The sequence below is a fragment of the Pseudomonas sp. PVC-5-1 genome (assembly GCF_057444345.1).
Genome location: NZ_CM172024.1, coordinates 3,608,433 through 3,624,401, shown reverse-complemented (window position 1 = coordinate 3,624,401; position 15,969 = coordinate 3,608,433). Strand labels below are relative to the sequence as shown.

Genomic DNA, 15,969 nt, shown 5'->3' with positions numbered 1-15,969 from the left:
AGAACTGACAAAGCTGAATCTGAGGATGTCTATGATTACTGCAGACACCCTCAGGAATCACACCCATGACCCTGATCAGCCGCGAACCCTGGTGGCTAGTCCCCCCGAAGCCCGGGCAGCAAGAGCAGGACCTGCACTGGGGCTACCTGGAAATCTATGCCGACGGCCGCACCGTGTTCGTCGACCAGCGCCCCAGTGACCGGGAGCTGGCCGAGCGCAAGAGCTGCCGCAACTTCCCCGACCCCGAGCCGTGACGGCTCAGCCTTCCAGTTCGGCCAGGCGTGCTTCCAGCGCCGCGATGCGCGCTTCGAGGGCTTCGATGCGTTCTTCCGACACATTGCCGCCGCTGCTGCGTGCCCCACCTTCTTGTTGCCGGGCAGCCAGGATTGCCTCGATTTCGGCCGGGTCGCCCAAAGCATGGGTGTAACGGTCTTCGCGCTGGCCGGCCTGACGCGGCAGGTGCAAGGCCAGGCCGCGCGATATCAGGCGCTCCAGCTGGTGCTGGATCTGCTCGGTGTCGTCGAAGTCGTGCAGGCGGTTGCTGCGGGTCAGCAGTTCGTTGAGGGTTTGCGGCCCGCGCAGGAACATCAGGCCCATCAGCACCAGTTGCGCCGGCACCAGCTCAAGCGCCTTGTCCACCCGTTGTTCCCAACGGTCGGCGCGGCTGCCCATCTGCAGGCGGGTCATGTCCTGCCCTTCGAGGGCGCGCAGGGCTTGGCCGACCTGGCCTTGGGTGAGGTTCATGACCGGCTCGCGACTGGTCTTCTGGTTGCAGGCCAGGACCAGGGCGTTGAGGGTCAGCGGGTAGCTTTCCGGGCTGGTGGCCTGCTTCTCGATCAGCGAGCCGAGAATACGGATCTCGATGCTGTTGAAGCGGCCTTCGCCGGCGGTTTCGTGTTCTGACATGGCCCTGTCTCATTGCTGGGGAAAGGCCACTAGCCTAGGTAAAGCGCCAGGCTTAAGCAATCACTGGGATCATCGCCGGCAAGCCAGCTCCCACAGGTACAGCACAAGCCGTAAGGCCGGCACTATCCCTGTGGGGGCTGGCTTGCCTGCGAAAGGGCCGCAAAGCGGCCCCGGCAAACTCAAGCGTTGCGCCGCTCTTCAGCCTGGCACGCCGCCGCGGTAAACAGCACATCGGTCGAAGAATTCAGCGCCGTCTCGGCCGAATCCTGCAGCACGCCGATGATGAAGCCAACCGCCACCACTTGCATGGCAATTTCGCTAGGGATACCAAACAGGCTGCACGCCAGTGGAATCAGCAGGAGCGAGCCACCGGCCACGCCCGAGGCGCCGCAGGCACAGACCGCCGCCACCACGCTGAGCAGCACGGCGGTCGGCAGGTCCACCATAATACCCAGAGTATGCACCGCCGCCAGGGTCAGCACGGTAATGGTGATGGCGGCGCCGGCCATGTTGATGGTCGCACCCAGCGGGATCGACACCGAATAGGTGTCCTCATGCAGGCCAAGGCGCTCCGACAGGGCCAGGTTGACCGGGATGTTGGCTGCCGAGCTGCGAGTGAAGAACGCGGTGATACCGCTTTCGCGCAGGCAGAGCAGGGTCAGCGGGTAGGGGTTGCGGCGGATTTTCCAATATACGATCAGCGGGTTCATCACCAGCGCCACGAACAGCATGCAGCCGATCAGCACCGCCAGCAGGTGCAGGTAGCCGAGCAGGGCGCCCAGGCCCGATTGGGCCAGCGTGGCGCTGACCAGGCCAAAGATGCCCACCGGGGCGAAGCGGATGACCACGCGTACGATCAGGGTCACGCCATTGGACAGGTCCTCTACCACGGTGCGGGTGGTTTCGCCGGCATGGCGCAGGGCTACGCCCAGGCCGATGGCCCAGGTCAGTACGCCGATGAAGTTGGCGTTGAGCAGGGCGTTGATCGGGTTGTCGACCGCACTCAGCAGCAGGTTCTGCAGCACCTCGGTAATGCCCCCCGGCGCGCTCAGCGCAGCGTCGCTGGTAGTCAGCACCAGGTTGGACGGGAACAGCATGCTGGCGACCACGGCGACTACCGCAGCGCTGAAGGTGCCCAGCAGGTACAGCCAGAGAATCGGGCGAATATGGGTTTCCTGGCCGTGACGGTGGTTGGCGATCGATGCCATGACCAGAATGAACACCAGCACGGGCGCCACCGCCTTGAGGGCGCTGACGAAGACTTTCCCGAGGAAGGCCATGTCGCGGGCGATGGCGGGCGCAAGCAGGGCCAGGGCGATGCCGGCGATCAGGCCGATGACGATCTGCGTCACCAGGCTGGTTCGGTTGAGGAAGCGGAGGACGGGGGTCATGTGCAACGATATCCCAGCATGTTCAAAAAGGGCGCGACTTTACCATAGACCTTCGTCGAGCAGGGCGGCCTGAAGAAGTCAGCGCCCGCGCCGCCGCGACACCCGCGCCTCGATGTTCTTGCGCCCGATCAGCAGTGGCGGCTTCTCCACTACCGGCTCGTCCGCCAGCCATTTGTACATCACCAGGCAGTCCACCAGCCCCAGGCGGGCATGGCGGTAGGCCTTGGGCAAGCGGCCAACGGTTTCGAAGCCCAGCTTGTGCCACAGCGCCACTGCCACCTCGTTGGTGGCCACCACCGAGTTGAACTGCAGGGCCAGAAAGCCCTCCTGGCGTGCCTGTTTCTGTGAGTGCTCGCACATCAAGCGCGCGACGCCGCGGCCGCGTGCCGTTTCACAGACCATGTAGCCGCAATTGCCCACGTGCCCACCGGGCCCGGCGGCATTGGCCTTGAGGTAATACGACCCCAGCATCGCGCCGTCTTCCTCGGCCACGAATGTGCGCATGGGCAGTTCCAGCCACAGCTGGCGGGCCTGTTCAAAGCTGAGGGCCGGGTCGAATGCGTAGGTTTCACGGGCTTGTACGACGGCCTGGAAGGTGGGCCAGAAGCGCTCGAAGTCTTCCGGCGTCATGGGGCGGATGTGGATCATGCGGGTTCCTGCAAGGGCTGGGCCGCCCAGTCTGGGTGGCGCGGCGCCGTCGCGCAAGGGCGGCGACGCCATTTGCGCTCAGCTGTTGGCCTTGCCCACTGCATCCATGGCACGTGCCGAGTAGACCAGCGCGGCGCCGGCATTCATCGCCACGGCCACGCCCAGGGCCTCGGCGATTTCCTCGCGGCTGGCGCCGTGTTTGACGGCCTGCTGTGAATGCACGGCGATGCAGCCATCGCAGCGGGTGGTCACGGCCACGGCAAGGGAGATCAGCTCGCGGGTCTTGGCGTCCAGGTGGTTGGTCTTGGCCCCTGCGCCGCTGGCGGTCATGTAGCCAGCCACGGTGTCAGGGGATAGCTGCTTGAGATCGCCGATGCCGGCCATCAACTGCTTACGGTAGGCGTCCCAGTCCATCATGCTCATCGTCTTCACCTTGGGGAGGTTGCGAGTGGAGCTTTCAGGCTAGTCGAAGAGTGGAAAGTGTGAGGCTTGTACTTTGGTTGTTTGCGCGCAGGCCTTTGGACTGCGCGCAACCATATCGATCAGATATAGATGAACACCAGCACCAACGCCGCGACGAACGCCCACTTCTCCAGATAGTAGCGCGTGCGGTTGCGCTTCTTCAGCGCCTTGCCACGTTCGCGGATCTTGTAGATGCGGGTGAACAGCCGGTTGATGCCACCGGTCTTGTCGCCGGCATCGTTGGGGGCGGCGGCAGCGGCCATGACGTTGCGGCTGAACCAGCGGTTGAACGCGGTTGCCCAGCGGTACTTGAGCGGGCGTTCCACGTCGCAGAACAGGATGATGCGGTTGTGCTCGGTGGTATTGGCCGCGTAGTGGATGTAGGTCTCGTCGAAGACCACGCCCTCGCCATCGCGCCAGGAATATTTCTCACCGTCCACATCGATGTAGCAGCCATCGTCGTTCGGCGTGTCCAGGCCCAGGTGGTAGCGGTACGAGCCGGCATACGGGTCGCGGTGGCGCACCAGCTTGGCGCCCGGTGGCAGGGTGGCGAACATGGCGGCCTTGACCGTGCCGATGCCTTTGAGCAACTCGGTGGTGCGTGGGCACAGGGTCATCGCCGACGGGTGGCTTTCGCCGTACCACTTCAGGTAGAAGCGCTTCCAGCCGGTCTTGAAGAATGAGTTGAAACCGACATCATCGTAATTGTCGGACTTCTTGATTTCGCCCACATGCAGCAGTTGCTGGGCTTCCTGGCGGATTTCCTGCCAATGGTCCTGCAGCGTCTGCAGTTCGGGGAAGGCCTCCACCGGCAGGTACGGCTTTGCAGGGTGCCGGGAAAACAGGTACAGGAAGCTGTTGATCGGCGCCAGGAAGCTGGAGTGGTCGCCCAGCTGACGGGTCAGCTTGTGGCGGACGCGACCGCGCAGGTGAACATAGGCGATCGAGAGGATGAAGATGAGGACTAAGGCGATTTTCATGGGCGGATACGTCAAGTAATGGCCATGCGTGATGGCTAAGCCCGCCAGCATAAACAATCGAGCCGATGCTTTGTAGGAGAATGTTACCCAACGATGGCAGACCTTGGTACAAGCGTCACCGCTGTACCAAGGTCTGCATGGCGATGCATCAGGCCAGAGTGACCTCGATGCGGCCATCCGTGATGCGATGGTCCCTGCCTTGGTAACTGACTACATAATCAGTAAAGTCGGCGGTCAGGGTCTTTTTATCCACGTTCCACTCATGCTGCAGGCGGCCTCCGCTCAAGAGATAGTGCATACCGCCAATCGAGAAGAACAGGCGTGCATGTTGTTCACTGAACACCATCATGATGCCTTGGGTAGCGTTGTCCACTTGCTGTTTTGCGGTGAGTAGGATGCGCCCGTCCTCCAACTCCTTGGATTTGATGGTTTGAGCGTCAAGGTTGCCTAGCAAGGGGAAGATAGCGGGGTCGAGGTTGGCCTTGACCCAGCCGGTGCCGGAGATGTATTGCGTCGCATGGTCGGCCAGCGACAAGGACAGCGAGCCATCCACGATATCAACCTGGCCCATGGTGTCTACGATGGTGAAGTGGAACGTTGCCACTAGCGCCTTGGTAGTCTGATCCATCTGGACAATTCGGATTTCCCCTTCGGTCGCCCAGCCTGAGCGGCCAATTGAACTCGAGCCGAAATAGGCGTTGATCTCGGCTTTCTCGCCTGGACCGATCTTGTGGGATTCGCCTGTTACCAGGCGGCTCTCCGGGATATTCATGATTATGAAGCTATGAACGTTCTCTGAATTATCCTTGTAATGAGGGGCAAAGAACGAGCAGTTGCCAGAACTGATATCCGTATCTACTTCATTAGCCTTGAACGCGTATTCACGCTGGTCCCACTTCAGTTGCGCTTGCATGGCAGGCTGGGTGTTCCGTGTGTGCTGGTGTTGTTTCATAACCGTATCCGGGGTAATTGAATTGAGACCCCAGCGTATGGTTTGGGTCACTGCCGGCGAAACTGGTAAAACTGCTAGTTTGCATCAGTACGCGCTTTGCGCATCTTGAGGAGCGGCACGATGACACCGGTCAGCGGACGTATCGAAAAACCATTCAGGCGCCTGTTCTTCGCCTTGCCGGTCAGCGATGCCCTGCGCCGCGCTTTGGCCCAGTGGCGACGTGACCTGGGCCTGCGCAGCGGAAGACCGGTGCCGGCCGCCAACTTCCATGTGACACTGCTGTTTCTCGGCGATGTGGATACCGCCCATGTGCCTGCTATTTGCGCGGCGGTCGACCAGCTGGAGCTACCGGCCACGGCACCACGGCTGTTGCTGGACCGCCTGCAGGTGTGGCAGCGGGCCAGCGCCTTGGTGCTGGAGGCGCAGCAGACCCCACCGGCCCTGTTGCAACTGGTGTACAGCTTGCAGCAGGCGCTGCTGCCGTTGGGGGTGTACGCGGCCGACCGTGAGTATCGCCCGCACCTGACGCTGGCCAGGGATTACCGCGGCCAGCCGCCAGAGGCCAGCAGCGCGCCGGATTTCTACCTCGCCGCCCGCCATTTCACACTGTACGAGTCGCGCAAGGGCGCCTACTGGCCATTGGCGCAATGGCCGCTTTCAGGCTGATTCAGGCCATGGCCTCGCAGTCTGCGAACATCTGCTCGCCCAGCGTGCGTGCAGTGTGCAGGTGCAGTGCCGGGGCTGCGCCTTCGCTGTCGTCCAGCAGGGTGGAGCTGAGTACCTCGGCGCCGCAGTAGTCGAAGATGCCGTGCTCGATCTGCACGCGCATCGCCTCGCCATAGCCGTGACGTTCGAAAGTGCCGCTGTCGGCACCGGCGACACCGACCAGGTGCACCTTCATGCCGCGCAGCTTCTTGACGGTGATGCCCCCTTCATAATCGAAGGCCCAGCCATTGCTGAACACCCGCTCGACCCAGCCTTTGAGCAAGGCCGGCAGCGACCACCAATAGATGGGGTAGACCAGCACCAGCGCATCGGCGCGTTCAATACGCGCCTGCTCCCTGAGTACATCCGCCGGCGGGGCTGCCAGCCTGCGGTGCACCGCATGGTCGGCCAGGCCGAAACGCGGGTCGAAACCTTCACTGGCAAGGTCGGCGATTTCGCTGCCGTGGCCGGCGTTGGCCAGGCCGGCGGCGATCTGTCGGGCCAGGGCATGGGTGAGGGATTGCGGGTCGTGATGACCGACGACGATCAGGGCATGCATGGTGGGCTCTCCAAGATGGGGATGCAGGGTTACCCGGAGCGCTATATACTCAAGGTAAGTTACGTTTAGTAAGTTACTTTTGGTAGGTAAACGATGTCAAGCGATGATCAAGGCCGCTCGCGCAAGCGCCTGAGCCGCGCAGAGCGCCGTCGACAGTTGCTCGATGTGGCCTGGCAGCTGGTACGGGAGGAGGGCACCGATGCCTTGAGCCTGGGGCGTTTGGCCGAGCAGGCGGGGGTGACCAAGCCGGTGGTCTATGACCATTTCGAGACCCGCACCGGGCTGTTGGTGGCGCTGTACCAGCAATACGATGCACGGCAGTCGCGGATGCTGGAGCAGGCGCTGGCGTGTTGTGACGCTAGCCTGGCCAGTCGCGCCGGGGTGATTGCCGAGGCGTATGTGGACTGTGTGATGAGCCAGGGGCTGGAGATACCCGGAGTGTCGGCGGCATTGGCCGGCTCGCCGGAAATGGAAGCGCTGAAGCGGGCCTATGAGCAGCCGTTTCTGGACAAATGCCGTGAGGCGTTGGCCGGGTTTTCGCCCAGTGGCAACATCGGGGTGGCGGGCATGCGCTTGCTGGTGGGGGCGGCGGATGCCTTGTCGCAGGCGGCTGCTGCGGGGGAACTGGAGGTGGGACAGGCCAAGGCCGAATTGCAGGCAGCAATAGTGGCGATGGTCGAGCGGCAATGAAGCCTTGAGAATGCCGCGGCTGCTCTGCAGCCCATCGCCGGCAAGCACCACCTCGACTGCATCGACCTCAAGCCTTGTGCAGTATCTGCGGGAGATTGCCCAGCCCTTTTGGGCTGCGCTGTCGCGCAGAGAACAACTATCGCTCGTTTGCCGCGTCCTTTGTAGGAGCAGCCTTGTGCTGCGAAGAGGCCGGCACAAGCAATAGACAGGCTTTGGCAGTATCGGCCTCTTCGCAGCACAAGGCTGCTCCTACAGAACCTTGCTGAACCAATAAGTCATGTGTTGTTCCATGAGAGCCGGCTTGCCGGCGATGGGGCCAGGGCAGGCGATTACACCGGCAGGCTCTGGTACGGCAATTCATCCCCCGGGCTGCGGGCGAACTGGCGCTTGTACTCGCGGCTGAACTGCGAGGTGCTCTGGTACCCCACCCGGTGCGCGGTCTGCGCCACCCCCAGGCCTTCGCCGATCAGCATCTGCTGCGCCTTCAGCAGCCGCAGGCGCTTGAGGTACTGCATCGGCGCCATGTCGGTGCAGCGCTTGAAGTGCTCGTGGAAGGTCGAAACGCTCATGTTGGCGCGTGCGGCCAGCGCTTCAACGCTCAGCGGCTCGGTGTAGTGTTCGCGCAGGTGGGCAAGGGCGGCGCCGATGCGGGCGAAGTGCCCTTGTTGCTCCACCAGCGCCCGCAACACGCCCGCTTGTGGGCCGCGCAAGGCGGTGTACAGCACCTCGCGTACCCGCGCCGGGCCCAGCACCTTGGCGTCCACCGGGTCCTGCAGGCAGCGCAGCAGCCGTTCCACGCATTCGCGCATCGGCGCATCGAGTGCAGCCGAGGTCATTGAATGCGGGGTTTGCGCCTGCACCGCGGCATCCGGCGCCAGGGCCATGCTTTGCACCAGTTCACCCAGCACGCCACGGTCGATGTCCACCGCCACGCCCAGCAACGGTGCTTCGGGGGTGGCAAAGGTTTCGCACATGAACGGCACCGACAATGCCTGCACCAGATAATGCCCGGCGCCATATTCCAGGGTACGCGGCCCCAGGCGCGCCAGCTTGCTGCCCTGGGCCAGGATCATCAGGCTGGGTTCGTAGATCTGCGGGCTGCTGGCCACATAGTGGTCCCAGCTCAGCACCTGCACCTGGGGCAGATGCGTGGGCACGAAGCCCGGGCGCGTGGCAAGGCTGCGGATCAGTGTGCAAAGCGGCGCATTGGCGTCGACGTGGCGGGTCAGTTGCATGATGGACCTGGGCAGAGAATCAGACAGTTTGATCATCGCAGAATGAACGCTCGGCGCCAGATGCTGCATGGCATCTTCGGAGAATCAGGCATCGATACCGGAGAATCAGTCGTGGGCGAAGCGACGCATGGCGCGCAGAATGCGCAGCCTGAATCGTTTCACTTCATAGCGAGGCCCTGCATGTATACCGCCATCGGTTACGCCGCCCAGACCCCCACCAGCCCTCTGGCTCCCATGACCTTCGAGCGTCGCAGCCCGCGCCCTGACGACGTCGCCATCGACATCCTTTACTGCGGCGTATGCCACTCCGACATCCACCAGGCGCGCAACGAATGGGGCATTGCCGTGTACCCGCTGATGCCTGGCCACGAGATCATCGGCCGCGTCACCGCCGTGGGCGACAAAGTGACCACGCACAAGGTCGGCGACCTGGTCGGCGTTGGCTGCATGGTCGACTCCTGCCGACACTGCGAAGCTTGTGCCAAGGACCTGGAGCAATATTGCCTGGAAGGCCCGACCATGACCTATGCCACCCCGGACCGAATCGACGGTAGCAACACCATGGGCGGTTACTCCAGCAGCATCGTGGTCAGCGAGCACTTCGTGGTGCGCATCCCGGCCGGCATGGACCTGCCCAGCGCTGCGCCAATCCTCTGCGCCGGCATCACAACCTATTCGCCACTCAAGCACCACGGCGTCGGCCCTGGTCACAAGATCGGCATCCTCGGCATGGGCGGCCTGGGTCACATGGCTATCAAGCTGGCCAAGGCGCTGGGCGCCGAAGTGACCCTGTTCACCCGTAACCAGGCCAAGGCCGACGAAGCCCGCCGCCAGGGTGCCGACCATGTGATCGTGTCCACCGATGCCGAGCAGATGCGAGCAGCAGCAGGCCGTTTCGACTTCCTGCTCGACACCATCCCGGTGCAGCACGACCTCAACCCGTACCTGGAAACCCTGAAATTCGATGGCGTGCACATCCTGGTCGGCCTGATCGAGCCAATCGACCCGGCGGTTCATGCGGCCAATCTGGTGATGAAGCGCCGGGTGCTGGCGGGGTCGTTGATCGGTGGTATTGCCGAGACACAGGAAGTGCTGGATTTCTGCGCCGAGCACGCGATTCGTTGTGATATCGAGTTGCTGGATATCCGCAACATCAACCAGGCGTATGAGCGGATGATTGCCGGGGACGTGAAGTATCGGTTCGTGATCGATATGGCGACTTTGCAGAACTGATTGGTTGCCTGCCCCGGCCTGCTCCCACAGGTAAATCACAGCTTTCGAAATCTGTGCAGTACCTGTGGGAGCGGGCGAGCCCGCGAAAAGGCCGGTACAGGCAATGAAGATGCTGCAACTGTTACCAGGCCAATGCCCTGTCCCAGCCTTTCCAGAACAACCACCGCCGTACCTCGCCATGCGCCCCGGTACCGATCTGCCAGGCTGGCCGCCCGTTGTCCAGGGCAATCACCGAAACGAACCCGGCATGGCTCGCCGCTACCAGCGTACGCCCGTCGGCACTGATATCCAGGGCACTGATGGTCGACCCCAGGTAATGCTGCCAATGCTCGGTGCCATCTTCGCCAAATGCCCGCAGGTAACCATAGGCATCCCCCACGATATATTCGCCCTCGCGCGCCACGCCGGCATACACCCGTGCGCCATCCTGTACCAGCGGGGTACGCGGGTCCTGGCTGTAGTAGTCGGTATCCAGCCCCGGCAAGTCGGCCACCCTGACGGCCAGCGTGGCACCGCTATAGAAATGGCAGGCATTGACTATCAACTGGTCACCTGCACGATTGAACAGCGCAAAGTGCGGATACTCGCTGGCCGGGCCGATGGCCGCCACGGGCCGGAGCTGGTCATCCAGCACCAGGTGGCGGCTGCCTTGCTCGCCAACCACGATCAACCGACCATCCGCCGATACCGCACCGTGCTCCATGCTCAGTCCCAGGCTGATGTCGTCCGGGTCGGTGCCTTCGTCCAGTTCGTCGAGCACCCGCGCCTGGTGCGGCAGCAGGCGGGTCGCGCCGTGGCGGGTCAGCAGGAAGATACCCTCGGCGCTCACCAGCAGCACCCGCTGGCCATCCGGGAAGGGGATCAGCGTGGTCGGCGTGGGCGGCAGGTCGAAGGGCTCGAACGGGTAACCCGGCGGCAACCCCTCCAACCCCGTGGGCCAGGCCAGGCGCAGCACCTGCGGGCCGCCCCAGCCATCTGTCACGCGTATGCCCTCGGCATTGGCCAGGGCGAAATAGCGGCGGGCCGGGCAGCGGCCGAAGTGATCGACGCCGATCACCGGGGTCACCCCGAGAGGGTCAATGCGCACCACCTGGCCTTTGTCATGCGGCATGCCGATACGTGCCAGCAGGCTGCCATCCTCCAGCAGCAGGACGTTGCCGATACCTTGCCCGTGCTCCTTGATCAGCGGCAGCAAGGGGTGGTGGGCGGGCGGCCAGGCTTCGCGGAAGGCTTGCTGCTCAAAGGCTTCGACGCCGGGCCGGTTGGCTGCTTGCAGGGCCTGCAGCCAGGCATCGAGCAAGTGCTCGGTGGCCTGCGGCAGGGGCTCTTCGAGGTCATCCCAGCCTTGCGCGCGGCCCTGCGCGACATAGTCGTTGATGGCCTGGGCATAGGCGGTGACCGCCTGCTGCCACTGTTGCTGCTGGGAGTGCTGCTGGTCCATGAGCGGATCGGGCTCCTTGTTGCATACGCGTTCGCACAAAGCGCGCATGTTACTCCTTCTGCCCGCCTCGCGGTTGTGAGCCCCCGGCTTGACGCGTACCATGCCGGGCATTCCTTTCAATAACAAAGCGTGCGTCGACACCCCGGCAAGTGGGTGGCCGACGTGCGTCCTGTTGCCTTGCCTGCGGAGAAGCGGTTTGTACCCATGAATGGACCCATACCCACCAACATGCCACCCACGGCGGGTAGCGGCAGCTGGCTGAGCGTCATTGCCCTGGCCCTGGCGGCCTTCATCTTCAACACCACCGAGTTCGTCCCGGTGGCGCTGCTCAGCGACATTGGCCGCAGCTTCGACATGAGCACCGCGCAAGTCGGCCTGATGCTGACCATCTACGCCTGGGTAGTGGCACTGGCCTCGCTGCCGATGATGCTGCTGACGCGCAACATCGAGCGGCGGCGGCTGTTGCTGTTCGTGTTCCTGGTGTTCATCGTCAGCCACTTGCTGTCGTGGATGTCACAGAGCTTTGCCATGTTGCTGGTCAGCCGTATCGGTATAGCCCTGGCGCATGCGGTGTTCTGGGCCATCACGGCTTCCCTGGCGGTGCGCGTGGCGCCGCCCGGGCAGCAGGCCAAGGCGCTGGGCCTTTTGGCCACTGGCACCACCCTGGCCATGGTCCTGGGTATCCCGCTGGGCCGCGTAGTGGGTGAAGCGCTGGGCTGGCGCATCACCTTCCTGAGCATTGCCGGGGTGGCGCTGGCGACCATGCTGTGCCTGATGAAGTCGTTGCCGCTGCTGCCCAGCCAGAACTCGGGCTCGCTGCGCAGCCTGCCGATACTGTTCAAGCGCCCGGCGCTGGTGATCACCTATGTGCTGGTGACGCTGGTGATTACCGCGCAGTTCACTGCCTACAGCTACATCGAACCGTTTGCCCTGCACGTGGCGCAGATAGGCGGAGAGCGCACCACGCTATTGCTGCTGCTGTTCGGCGGCGCCGGGGTGTTCGGCTCGGTGCTGTTCAGCCGTTACAGCGACCGCTTCCCGCATGGCTTCCTGGTAGGTTCGATCGGCCTGCTGGCGGCGTGCCTGTTGCTGCTGTTGCCGCTGTCGGGCAACTTCTTTGTTTTCGCCGCGTTGAGCATGTTCTGGGGTGTGGCGATCCTCAGCTTCAGCCTGTCGCTGCAGTCCAAGACCCTGAAACTGGCGTCCGATGCCACCGATGTGGCCATGGCGCTGTTCTCGGGTATCTACAACATCGGTATTGGCGGTGGCGCGTTGCTGGGCAGTATCGTCAGCAGCCAGCTGGATGTGGCGGATATCGGCCTGGTGGGCGGTAGCGTGGCGGTGGCCGGGTTGCTGCTGGCTGTGGCCAGCACCCGGCAGTTCCGCGAGGCGCTGGGCGGGGGGCAAGGCATTCCTGAATGACCGTGCTGTTTTTTTCGCGGGCACGCCTGCTCCCACAGGTACTGCATCAACTTCAGGCGCGATGCAGTACCTGTGGGAGCGGGCGTGCCCGCGAAGAGGCCGGTACTGGCAATAGCGGGCTCAAGCCAGTACGGCAGCCCATGCAGAAATCAACAGCACCCCCGCCAATACCTGGTTGAACACCCGCAACCGCCGCGGTGCCTGCAACCATCGCGCGCTGCCCACCCCCAGCAGCGCCCACGCCGCCATGCATGGCAGGGCAATCAGCCAGAACACCAGCGCCAGCTGCCATACCGGCAACGACGGCGAGGCAAACACCCCGACCACCGCCACGGCCATCAACCACACCTTGGGGTTCACCACCTGCAACGAGGCTGCGCTGAGTGCGCTGAAGCCTTGCGCCGTGGCCGCCTGCAGCGGGGCGGCGGCACTGCGCAGCATCTGCCACGCCAGCCAGCTCAACCACAAAACCCCGGCCCAGCTCATCAACTGCTGGGCCAGCGGGTGGCGCAGCAGCAGTTCACCCAGCCCCAGGCCCACCATCAGCACGATCGCCGCTGCGGCACCGCAGGCCGCAACGACCGGCGCCAGGCTCGCGCACAGGCCAAAGCGGGCCCCATGGGCAAGAATCAACAGGTTGGTCGGCCCGGGGCTGATGCTGGATACCAACGCAAACAGGATGAAGGGCAACAACGACTGCGACATGATCAAGGGCTCCGGATAAACGAAGCACCATGCTCGCTGCCCGCTGCCTTTCAGTCTGGAAGGTTTGAGCAGCGCCTGCGGTAGTCGGCCGGGGTCAGCTGGTAGGCACGGCGGAACCAGCGCCCTAGGTGGCTCTGGTCGGCAAAGCCCAGGGCCATGGCCACTTCGGTGGGAGTCTGGCCCTGGGCGAGCAGGCGCCGCGCCCGGGCCAGGCGCAGCTGGATCAGATAGGCATGCGGCGCCAGGCCGAATGCGGCCTTGAATGCGCGGGTGAGGCGGAAGCGGTCGATGCCACAGGCCTGGGCCAGGTCTTCCAGGCCGATGTCGCGCTCCAGGTTGGCGTGCAGGTAATCCCGCGCGCGCTGCGCGGTCAGCGGCAGGCGCGGGTCCGGGTTCAGGCGCCGGCGCCAGTGCAGGTGGCGGGTCAGGCAGGCCAGCAGGTCGTCCATGGCCGTCTGCCGGACAATGCGCAAGTCCTGGGTATGCACGGCCTGGAAGGCGAGGGCAGTGGCACGCGCCAGGCGCTCATCGTGGCACAAGGTATCGGCGAAGCTGGGCAGGCTGTCGCCCGGCGCGTGTTCGAAAAGTGCCCGCAGTTGGCTGTCCACCCAGGTGGGTTCCAGGTACAGGGTCGAATAGGTGAAGCCGTCCTCGGTGGGCGCATGGCCGTTATGGATTTCACCGGGCTCCAGCAGGAATACGTTCCCCGGCGTGCTGCGATGGCGCACTCGCCGGCAATCGAATTGCTGCACGCCCTGCTCGGTAACGCCAACCAGGAAGCTGTCGTGCCAGTGCGGGTCGTAGGCATGCCCGACGAAATGCGCGCGGACCGACTCGATGCCGGTGTCGGCGTCTTGCTTGAGGTCGATCCAGTTGCTCATGGGGGCGTGCCGTGGCAGAAATCGTTACCTTAGCGCAACGGCCAGGCTCAGTCTGGAACGATTGTGCAGCCGTTGGCCAGCGCCCGGTTACGCAAGGCCTCGAAGCGTTCGCGCAGCCACAGATGCAGTTGCGCCACTGCGGGCGTGAGCTGCTTGCGGTGCGGGCACACCAGGGTGACCGGGGCGGGTTCACCAAAGTGCTCGGGCAGGATGATTTCCAGTTCGCCGGCCGCGATGTTGGCGCTTACGTCCAGCCACGACTTGTAGACGATGCCTTCGCCCTGCAAGGCCAGGCGGCGGATCACGTCGGCATCGTCGCTGACCAGCGGCCCACTCACCTGCACGGTGCGGTTGCCCACCCGCCACTTGTCGTAGACCCGGTTGTACTGCATGTACAGCAGGCAGGCATGCTGCTGCAGGGCGTCGGGCGTGAGGGGGCGGCCGTGACGGGCCAGGTAGTCGGGCGCCGCCACCAGCACCCGGCGGTTCCAGTCTGCCAGCGGCAGGGCAATGTAGTTGGCGTCCTGGTTGAGGCCGTAGCGGATCGCCACATCTACCGGGTCGCGGTTGAGGTCGGCAATCTGGTCAGACAGGAAGAAGCGAACGTGCAGGGCCGGGTGCTCGCGGCGGAAGGCGCTCAGCCACGGCAGCAACATGTTGCGGCCCAGGTCGGACGGTGCCGAAACCTGCAGGGTACCGCGCAGGGTGTTGGCGTTGCCATGCAGGTCTTCACGCCCCTGGCGCAGGCTCTCCAGCACATTCAGGGCAGTCGGCAGGTACAACTCGCCTTCGGCGGTCAGGCGCAGGCTGCGGGTAGTGCGGGCGAACAGGCGCACATCCAGGTCGCGCTCCAGGCGCTTGATCGCGGCGGCCACCTGCCCCGGCAGCAGTTCGGCCTCATGGGCGGCGGCGGTGAAGCTGCCCAGCACGCTGCTGCGGACGAACAGTTCGAGGTCAGCGATGCGCAGCATTTTCACTCCAGGGATGAAAGTGTTGCTGCATTGTGCCGGTTTTTCTTTTCGGCAGGAAAGATAAGATGCCCGGCAAATCCTCTGTTCATTCCCGGAGTTGTTGCATGGATACCGTCTCTCTGGCCAAGCGCCGCTACACCACCAAAGCCTACGATGCCTCGCGCCGTATTCCCCAGGCCACTGTCGATGCCTTGCTCGAACAACTGCGCCACAGCCCGTCCTCGGTCAACTCGCAGCCGTGGCATTTCATCGTTGCCGACAGCGCCGAAGGCAAGGCTCGCCTGGCCAAAAGCACCGCAGAGCGCTATGCCTACAATTCGCCGAAGATCCTCGATGCCTCGCATGTGATCGTGTTCTGCACCCGAACCGAGATGACCGAAGCGCACCTGGATGCCGTGCTCCACCAGGAAGCCGCCGATGGCCGCTTCCGCGATGAGCAGGCGCGTGCCGGGCAGAACCAGAGCCGCCGGCATTACGTCGACCTGCACCGCTTCGATCAGAAGGACCTGCAGCACTGGATGGAAAAGCAGACCTACCTGGCGTTGGGTACTGCCTTGCTGGGGGCTGCGGCACATGGGCTGGATGCCACCCCGATCGAAGGCTTCGACAGCAAGATTCTTGATGCCGAGCTGGGCTTGCGTGAGCGTGGGTTCACCAGTGTGGTCATTCTCAGCCTGGGCTATCGCAGCGAGGCGGACTTCAATGCCGGGCTGAACAAGTCGCGGTTGCCGGCTTCGCAGGTGTTCACCTTCCTGTGAGGTTGCCGGGGCCGCTCTGCGGCCCCGTCT

Annotated in this window: 18 protein-coding genes; 6 read left to right on the top strand and 12 right to left on the bottom strand. The window is 63.9% G+C overall.

The features are described 5' to 3' along the window. Positions 1–65: 65 nt before the first annotated feature. The gene (locus AC2T3R_RS16630) at positions 66–254 is read left to right on the top strand and encodes a hypothetical protein (RefSeq protein WP_013973178.1); all 189 of its coding nucleotides are present in this window, start codon (positions 66–68) and stop codon (positions 252–254) included. A gap of 4 nt (positions 255–258) precedes the next feature. On the opposite strand, the gene AC2T3R_RS16625 is transcribed toward AC2T3R_RS16630, so the two are convergent. From AC2T3R_RS16625 to AC2T3R_RS16600, 6 genes are all read right to left on the bottom strand, one after another. After that, the gene (locus tag AC2T3R_RS16625; protein ID WP_025339663.1) at positions 259–906 is read right to left on the bottom strand and encodes a YceH family protein; all 648 of its coding nucleotides are present in this window, start codon (positions 904–906) and stop codon (positions 259–261) included. 179 nt (positions 907–1,085) lie between these two features. Continuing rightward, positions 1,086–2,297, bottom strand: coding sequence for a serine/threonine transporter SstT (gene sstT / locus AC2T3R_RS16620; RefSeq protein WP_015270866.1), 1,212 nt, complete (start codon positions 2,295–2,297; stop codon positions 1,086–1,088). A gap of 78 nt (positions 2,298–2,375) precedes the next feature. Beyond that, positions 2,376–2,945 carry a GNAT family N-acetyltransferase gene (locus tag AC2T3R_RS16615; RefSeq protein ID WP_015270865.1) on the bottom strand — a complete coding sequence of 190 codons (570 nt, stop codon included), beginning with the start codon at positions 2,943–2,945 and terminating at the stop codon, positions 2,376–2,378. Between the two features lie 78 nt (positions 2,946–3,023). Beyond that, the gene (locus AC2T3R_RS16610) at positions 3,024–3,368 is read right to left on the bottom strand and encodes a carboxymuconolactone decarboxylase family protein (RefSeq protein ID WP_039614473.1); all 345 of its coding nucleotides are present in this window, start codon (positions 3,366–3,368) and stop codon (positions 3,024–3,026) included. Positions 3,369–3,487: 119 nt separating this feature from the next. Further along, entirely contained in the window at positions 3,488–4,387 is a 900-nt protein-coding gene (lpxO, locus tag AC2T3R_RS16605; protein ID WP_015270864.1) for a lipid A hydroxylase LpxO, read from the bottom strand. A gap of 148 nt (positions 4,388–4,535) precedes the next feature. Beyond that, on the bottom strand, positions 4,536–5,339 hold the full coding sequence (locus AC2T3R_RS16600) for a hypothetical protein (protein ID WP_486743990.1): 804 nt from the start codon (positions 5,337–5,339) through the stop codon (positions 4,536–4,538). Positions 5,340–5,459: 120 nt separating this feature from the next. On the opposite strand from AC2T3R_RS16600, the gene thpR reads away from it, so the two are divergent. Beyond that, positions 5,460–6,005, top strand: a complete 546-nt coding sequence (gene thpR / locus AC2T3R_RS16595; protein WP_486743989.1) for an RNA 2',3'-cyclic phosphodiesterase — start codon at positions 5,460–5,462, stop codon at positions 6,003–6,005. A gap of 1 nt (position 6,006) precedes the next feature. Here the strand turns inward: thpR and AC2T3R_RS16590 are convergent, their stop codons facing one another. After that, positions 6,007–6,603, bottom strand: coding sequence for an NAD(P)H-dependent oxidoreductase (locus AC2T3R_RS16590; RefSeq protein WP_100412871.1), 597 nt, complete (start codon positions 6,601–6,603; stop codon positions 6,007–6,009). A gap of 93 nt (positions 6,604–6,696) precedes the next feature. Between AC2T3R_RS16590 and AC2T3R_RS16585 the strand changes: the two genes are divergently transcribed. Then, complete coding sequence (locus AC2T3R_RS16585; protein ID WP_486743988.1) at positions 6,697–7,293, top strand: TetR/AcrR family transcriptional regulator; 597 nt, start codon at positions 6,697–6,699, stop codon at positions 7,291–7,293. A 329-nt stretch (positions 7,294–7,622) separates the two neighbouring features. Here the strand turns inward: AC2T3R_RS16585 and AC2T3R_RS16580 are convergent, their stop codons facing one another. Next, positions 7,623–8,528 carry an AraC family transcriptional regulator gene (locus AC2T3R_RS16580; RefSeq protein WP_004375934.1) on the bottom strand — a complete coding sequence of 302 codons (906 nt, stop codon included), beginning with the start codon at positions 8,526–8,528 and terminating at the stop codon, positions 7,623–7,625. A 180-nt stretch (positions 8,529–8,708) separates the two neighbouring features. Here AC2T3R_RS16580 and calA point away from each other — a divergent pair, with 180 nt between their 5' ends. Next, positions 8,709–9,761 (top strand): vanillin reductase, encoded by a 1,053-nt coding sequence (gene calA, locus AC2T3R_RS16575; RefSeq protein ID WP_486743987.1) that lies wholly within the window; start codon positions 8,709–8,711, stop codon positions 9,759–9,761. Between the two features lie 121 nt (positions 9,762–9,882). On the opposite strand, the gene AC2T3R_RS16570 is transcribed toward calA, so the two are convergent. Then, the gene (locus AC2T3R_RS16570; RefSeq protein WP_410952286.1) at positions 9,883–11,202 is read right to left on the bottom strand and encodes a PQQ-binding-like beta-propeller repeat protein; all 1,320 of its coding nucleotides are present in this window, start codon (positions 11,200–11,202) and stop codon (positions 9,883–9,885) included. Between the two features lie 204 nt (positions 11,203–11,406). Here AC2T3R_RS16570 and AC2T3R_RS16565 point away from each other — a divergent pair, with 204 nt between their 5' ends. After that, positions 11,407–12,624, top strand: a complete 1,218-nt coding sequence (locus tag AC2T3R_RS16565; RefSeq protein WP_182329416.1) for a sugar transporter — start codon at positions 11,407–11,409, stop codon at positions 12,622–12,624. A gap of 120 nt (positions 12,625–12,744) precedes the next feature. Here AC2T3R_RS16565 and AC2T3R_RS16560 read toward each other — a convergent pair whose 3' ends face one another. From AC2T3R_RS16560 to AC2T3R_RS16550, 3 genes are read right to left on the bottom strand one after another with little or no spacing between them, the layout of a single operon-like run. After that, positions 12,745–13,329, bottom strand: a complete 585-nt coding sequence (locus tag AC2T3R_RS16560) for a LysE family translocator (RefSeq protein ID WP_013973167.1) — start codon at positions 13,327–13,329, stop codon at positions 12,745–12,747. Positions 13,330–13,379: 50 nt separating this feature from the next. Continuing rightward, the gene (locus AC2T3R_RS16555; protein WP_015270854.1) at positions 13,380–14,210 is read right to left on the bottom strand and encodes an AraC family transcriptional regulator; all 831 of its coding nucleotides are present in this window, start codon (positions 14,208–14,210) and stop codon (positions 13,380–13,382) included. 47 nt (positions 14,211–14,257) lie between these two features. Next, positions 14,258–15,181 (bottom strand): LysR family transcriptional regulator, encoded by a 924-nt coding sequence (locus AC2T3R_RS16550; protein ID WP_486743986.1) that lies wholly within the window; start codon positions 15,179–15,181, stop codon positions 14,258–14,260. 104 nt (positions 15,182–15,285) lie between these two features. Between AC2T3R_RS16550 and nfsB the strand changes: the two genes are divergently transcribed. Continuing rightward, positions 15,286–15,939 carry an oxygen-insensitive NAD(P)H nitroreductase gene (gene nfsB, locus AC2T3R_RS16545; RefSeq protein WP_486743985.1) on the top strand — a complete coding sequence of 218 codons (654 nt, stop codon included), beginning with the start codon at positions 15,286–15,288 and terminating at the stop codon, positions 15,937–15,939. Positions 15,940–15,969 lie beyond the last annotated feature (30 nt).

What these genes read in the sequence shown, in the direction of transcription:
- AC2T3R_RS16630 (WP_013973178.1), top strand. Translation starts at nt 66, where the DNA reads ATGACCCTGATCAGCCGCGAACCCTGGTGGCTAGTCCCCCCGAAGCCC.
- AC2T3R_RS16625 (WP_025339663.1), bottom strand. Translation starts at nt 906, where the DNA reads ATGTCAGAACACGAAACCGCCGGCGAAGGCCGCTTCAACAGCATCGAG.
- sstT (WP_015270866.1), bottom strand. Translation starts at nt 2,297, where the DNA reads ATGACCCCCGTCCTCCGCTTCCTCAACCGAACCAGCCTGGTGACGCAG.
- AC2T3R_RS16615 (WP_015270865.1), bottom strand. Translation starts at nt 2,945, where the DNA reads ATGATCCACATCCGCCCCATGACGCCGGAAGACTTCGAGCGCTTCTGG.
- AC2T3R_RS16610 (WP_039614473.1), bottom strand. Translation starts at nt 3,368, where the DNA reads ATGAGCATGATGGACTGGGACGCCTACCGTAAGCAGTTGATGGCCGGC.
- lpxO (WP_015270864.1), bottom strand. Translation starts at nt 4,387, where the DNA reads ATGAAAATCGCCTTAGTCCTCATCTTCATCCTCTCGATCGCCTATGTT.
- AC2T3R_RS16600 (WP_486743990.1), bottom strand. Translation starts at nt 5,339, where the DNA reads ATGAAACAACACCAGCACACACGGAACACCCAGCCTGCCATGCAAGCG.
- thpR (WP_486743989.1), top strand. Translation starts at nt 5,460, where the DNA reads ATGACACCGGTCAGCGGACGTATCGAAAAACCATTCAGGCGCCTGTTC.
- AC2T3R_RS16590 (WP_100412871.1), bottom strand. Translation starts at nt 6,603, where the DNA reads ATGCATGCCCTGATCGTCGTCGGTCATCACGACCCGCAATCCCTCACC.
- AC2T3R_RS16585 (WP_486743988.1), top strand. Translation starts at nt 6,697, where the DNA reads ATGTCAAGCGATGATCAAGGCCGCTCGCGCAAGCGCCTGAGCCGCGCA.
- AC2T3R_RS16580 (WP_004375934.1), bottom strand. Translation starts at nt 8,528, where the DNA reads ATGCAACTGACCCGCCACGTCGACGCCAATGCGCCGCTTTGCACACTG.
- calA (WP_486743987.1), top strand. Translation starts at nt 8,709, where the DNA reads ATGTATACCGCCATCGGTTACGCCGCCCAGACCCCCACCAGCCCTCTG.
- AC2T3R_RS16570 (WP_410952286.1), bottom strand. Translation starts at nt 11,202, where the DNA reads ATGGACCAGCAGCACTCCCAGCAGCAACAGTGGCAGCAGGCGGTCACC.
- AC2T3R_RS16565 (WP_182329416.1), top strand. Translation starts at nt 11,407, where the DNA reads ATGAATGGACCCATACCCACCAACATGCCACCCACGGCGGGTAGCGGC.
- AC2T3R_RS16560 (WP_013973167.1), bottom strand. Translation starts at nt 13,329, where the DNA reads ATGTCGCAGTCGTTGTTGCCCTTCATCCTGTTTGCGTTGGTATCCAGC.
- AC2T3R_RS16555 (WP_015270854.1), bottom strand. Translation starts at nt 14,210, where the DNA reads ATGAGCAACTGGATCGACCTCAAGCAAGACGCCGACACCGGCATCGAG.
- AC2T3R_RS16550 (WP_486743986.1), bottom strand. Translation starts at nt 15,181, where the DNA reads ATGCTGCGCATCGCTGACCTCGAACTGTTCGTCCGCAGCAGCGTGCTG.
- nfsB (WP_486743985.1), top strand. Translation starts at nt 15,286, where the DNA reads ATGGATACCGTCTCTCTGGCCAAGCGCCGCTACACCACCAAAGCCTAC.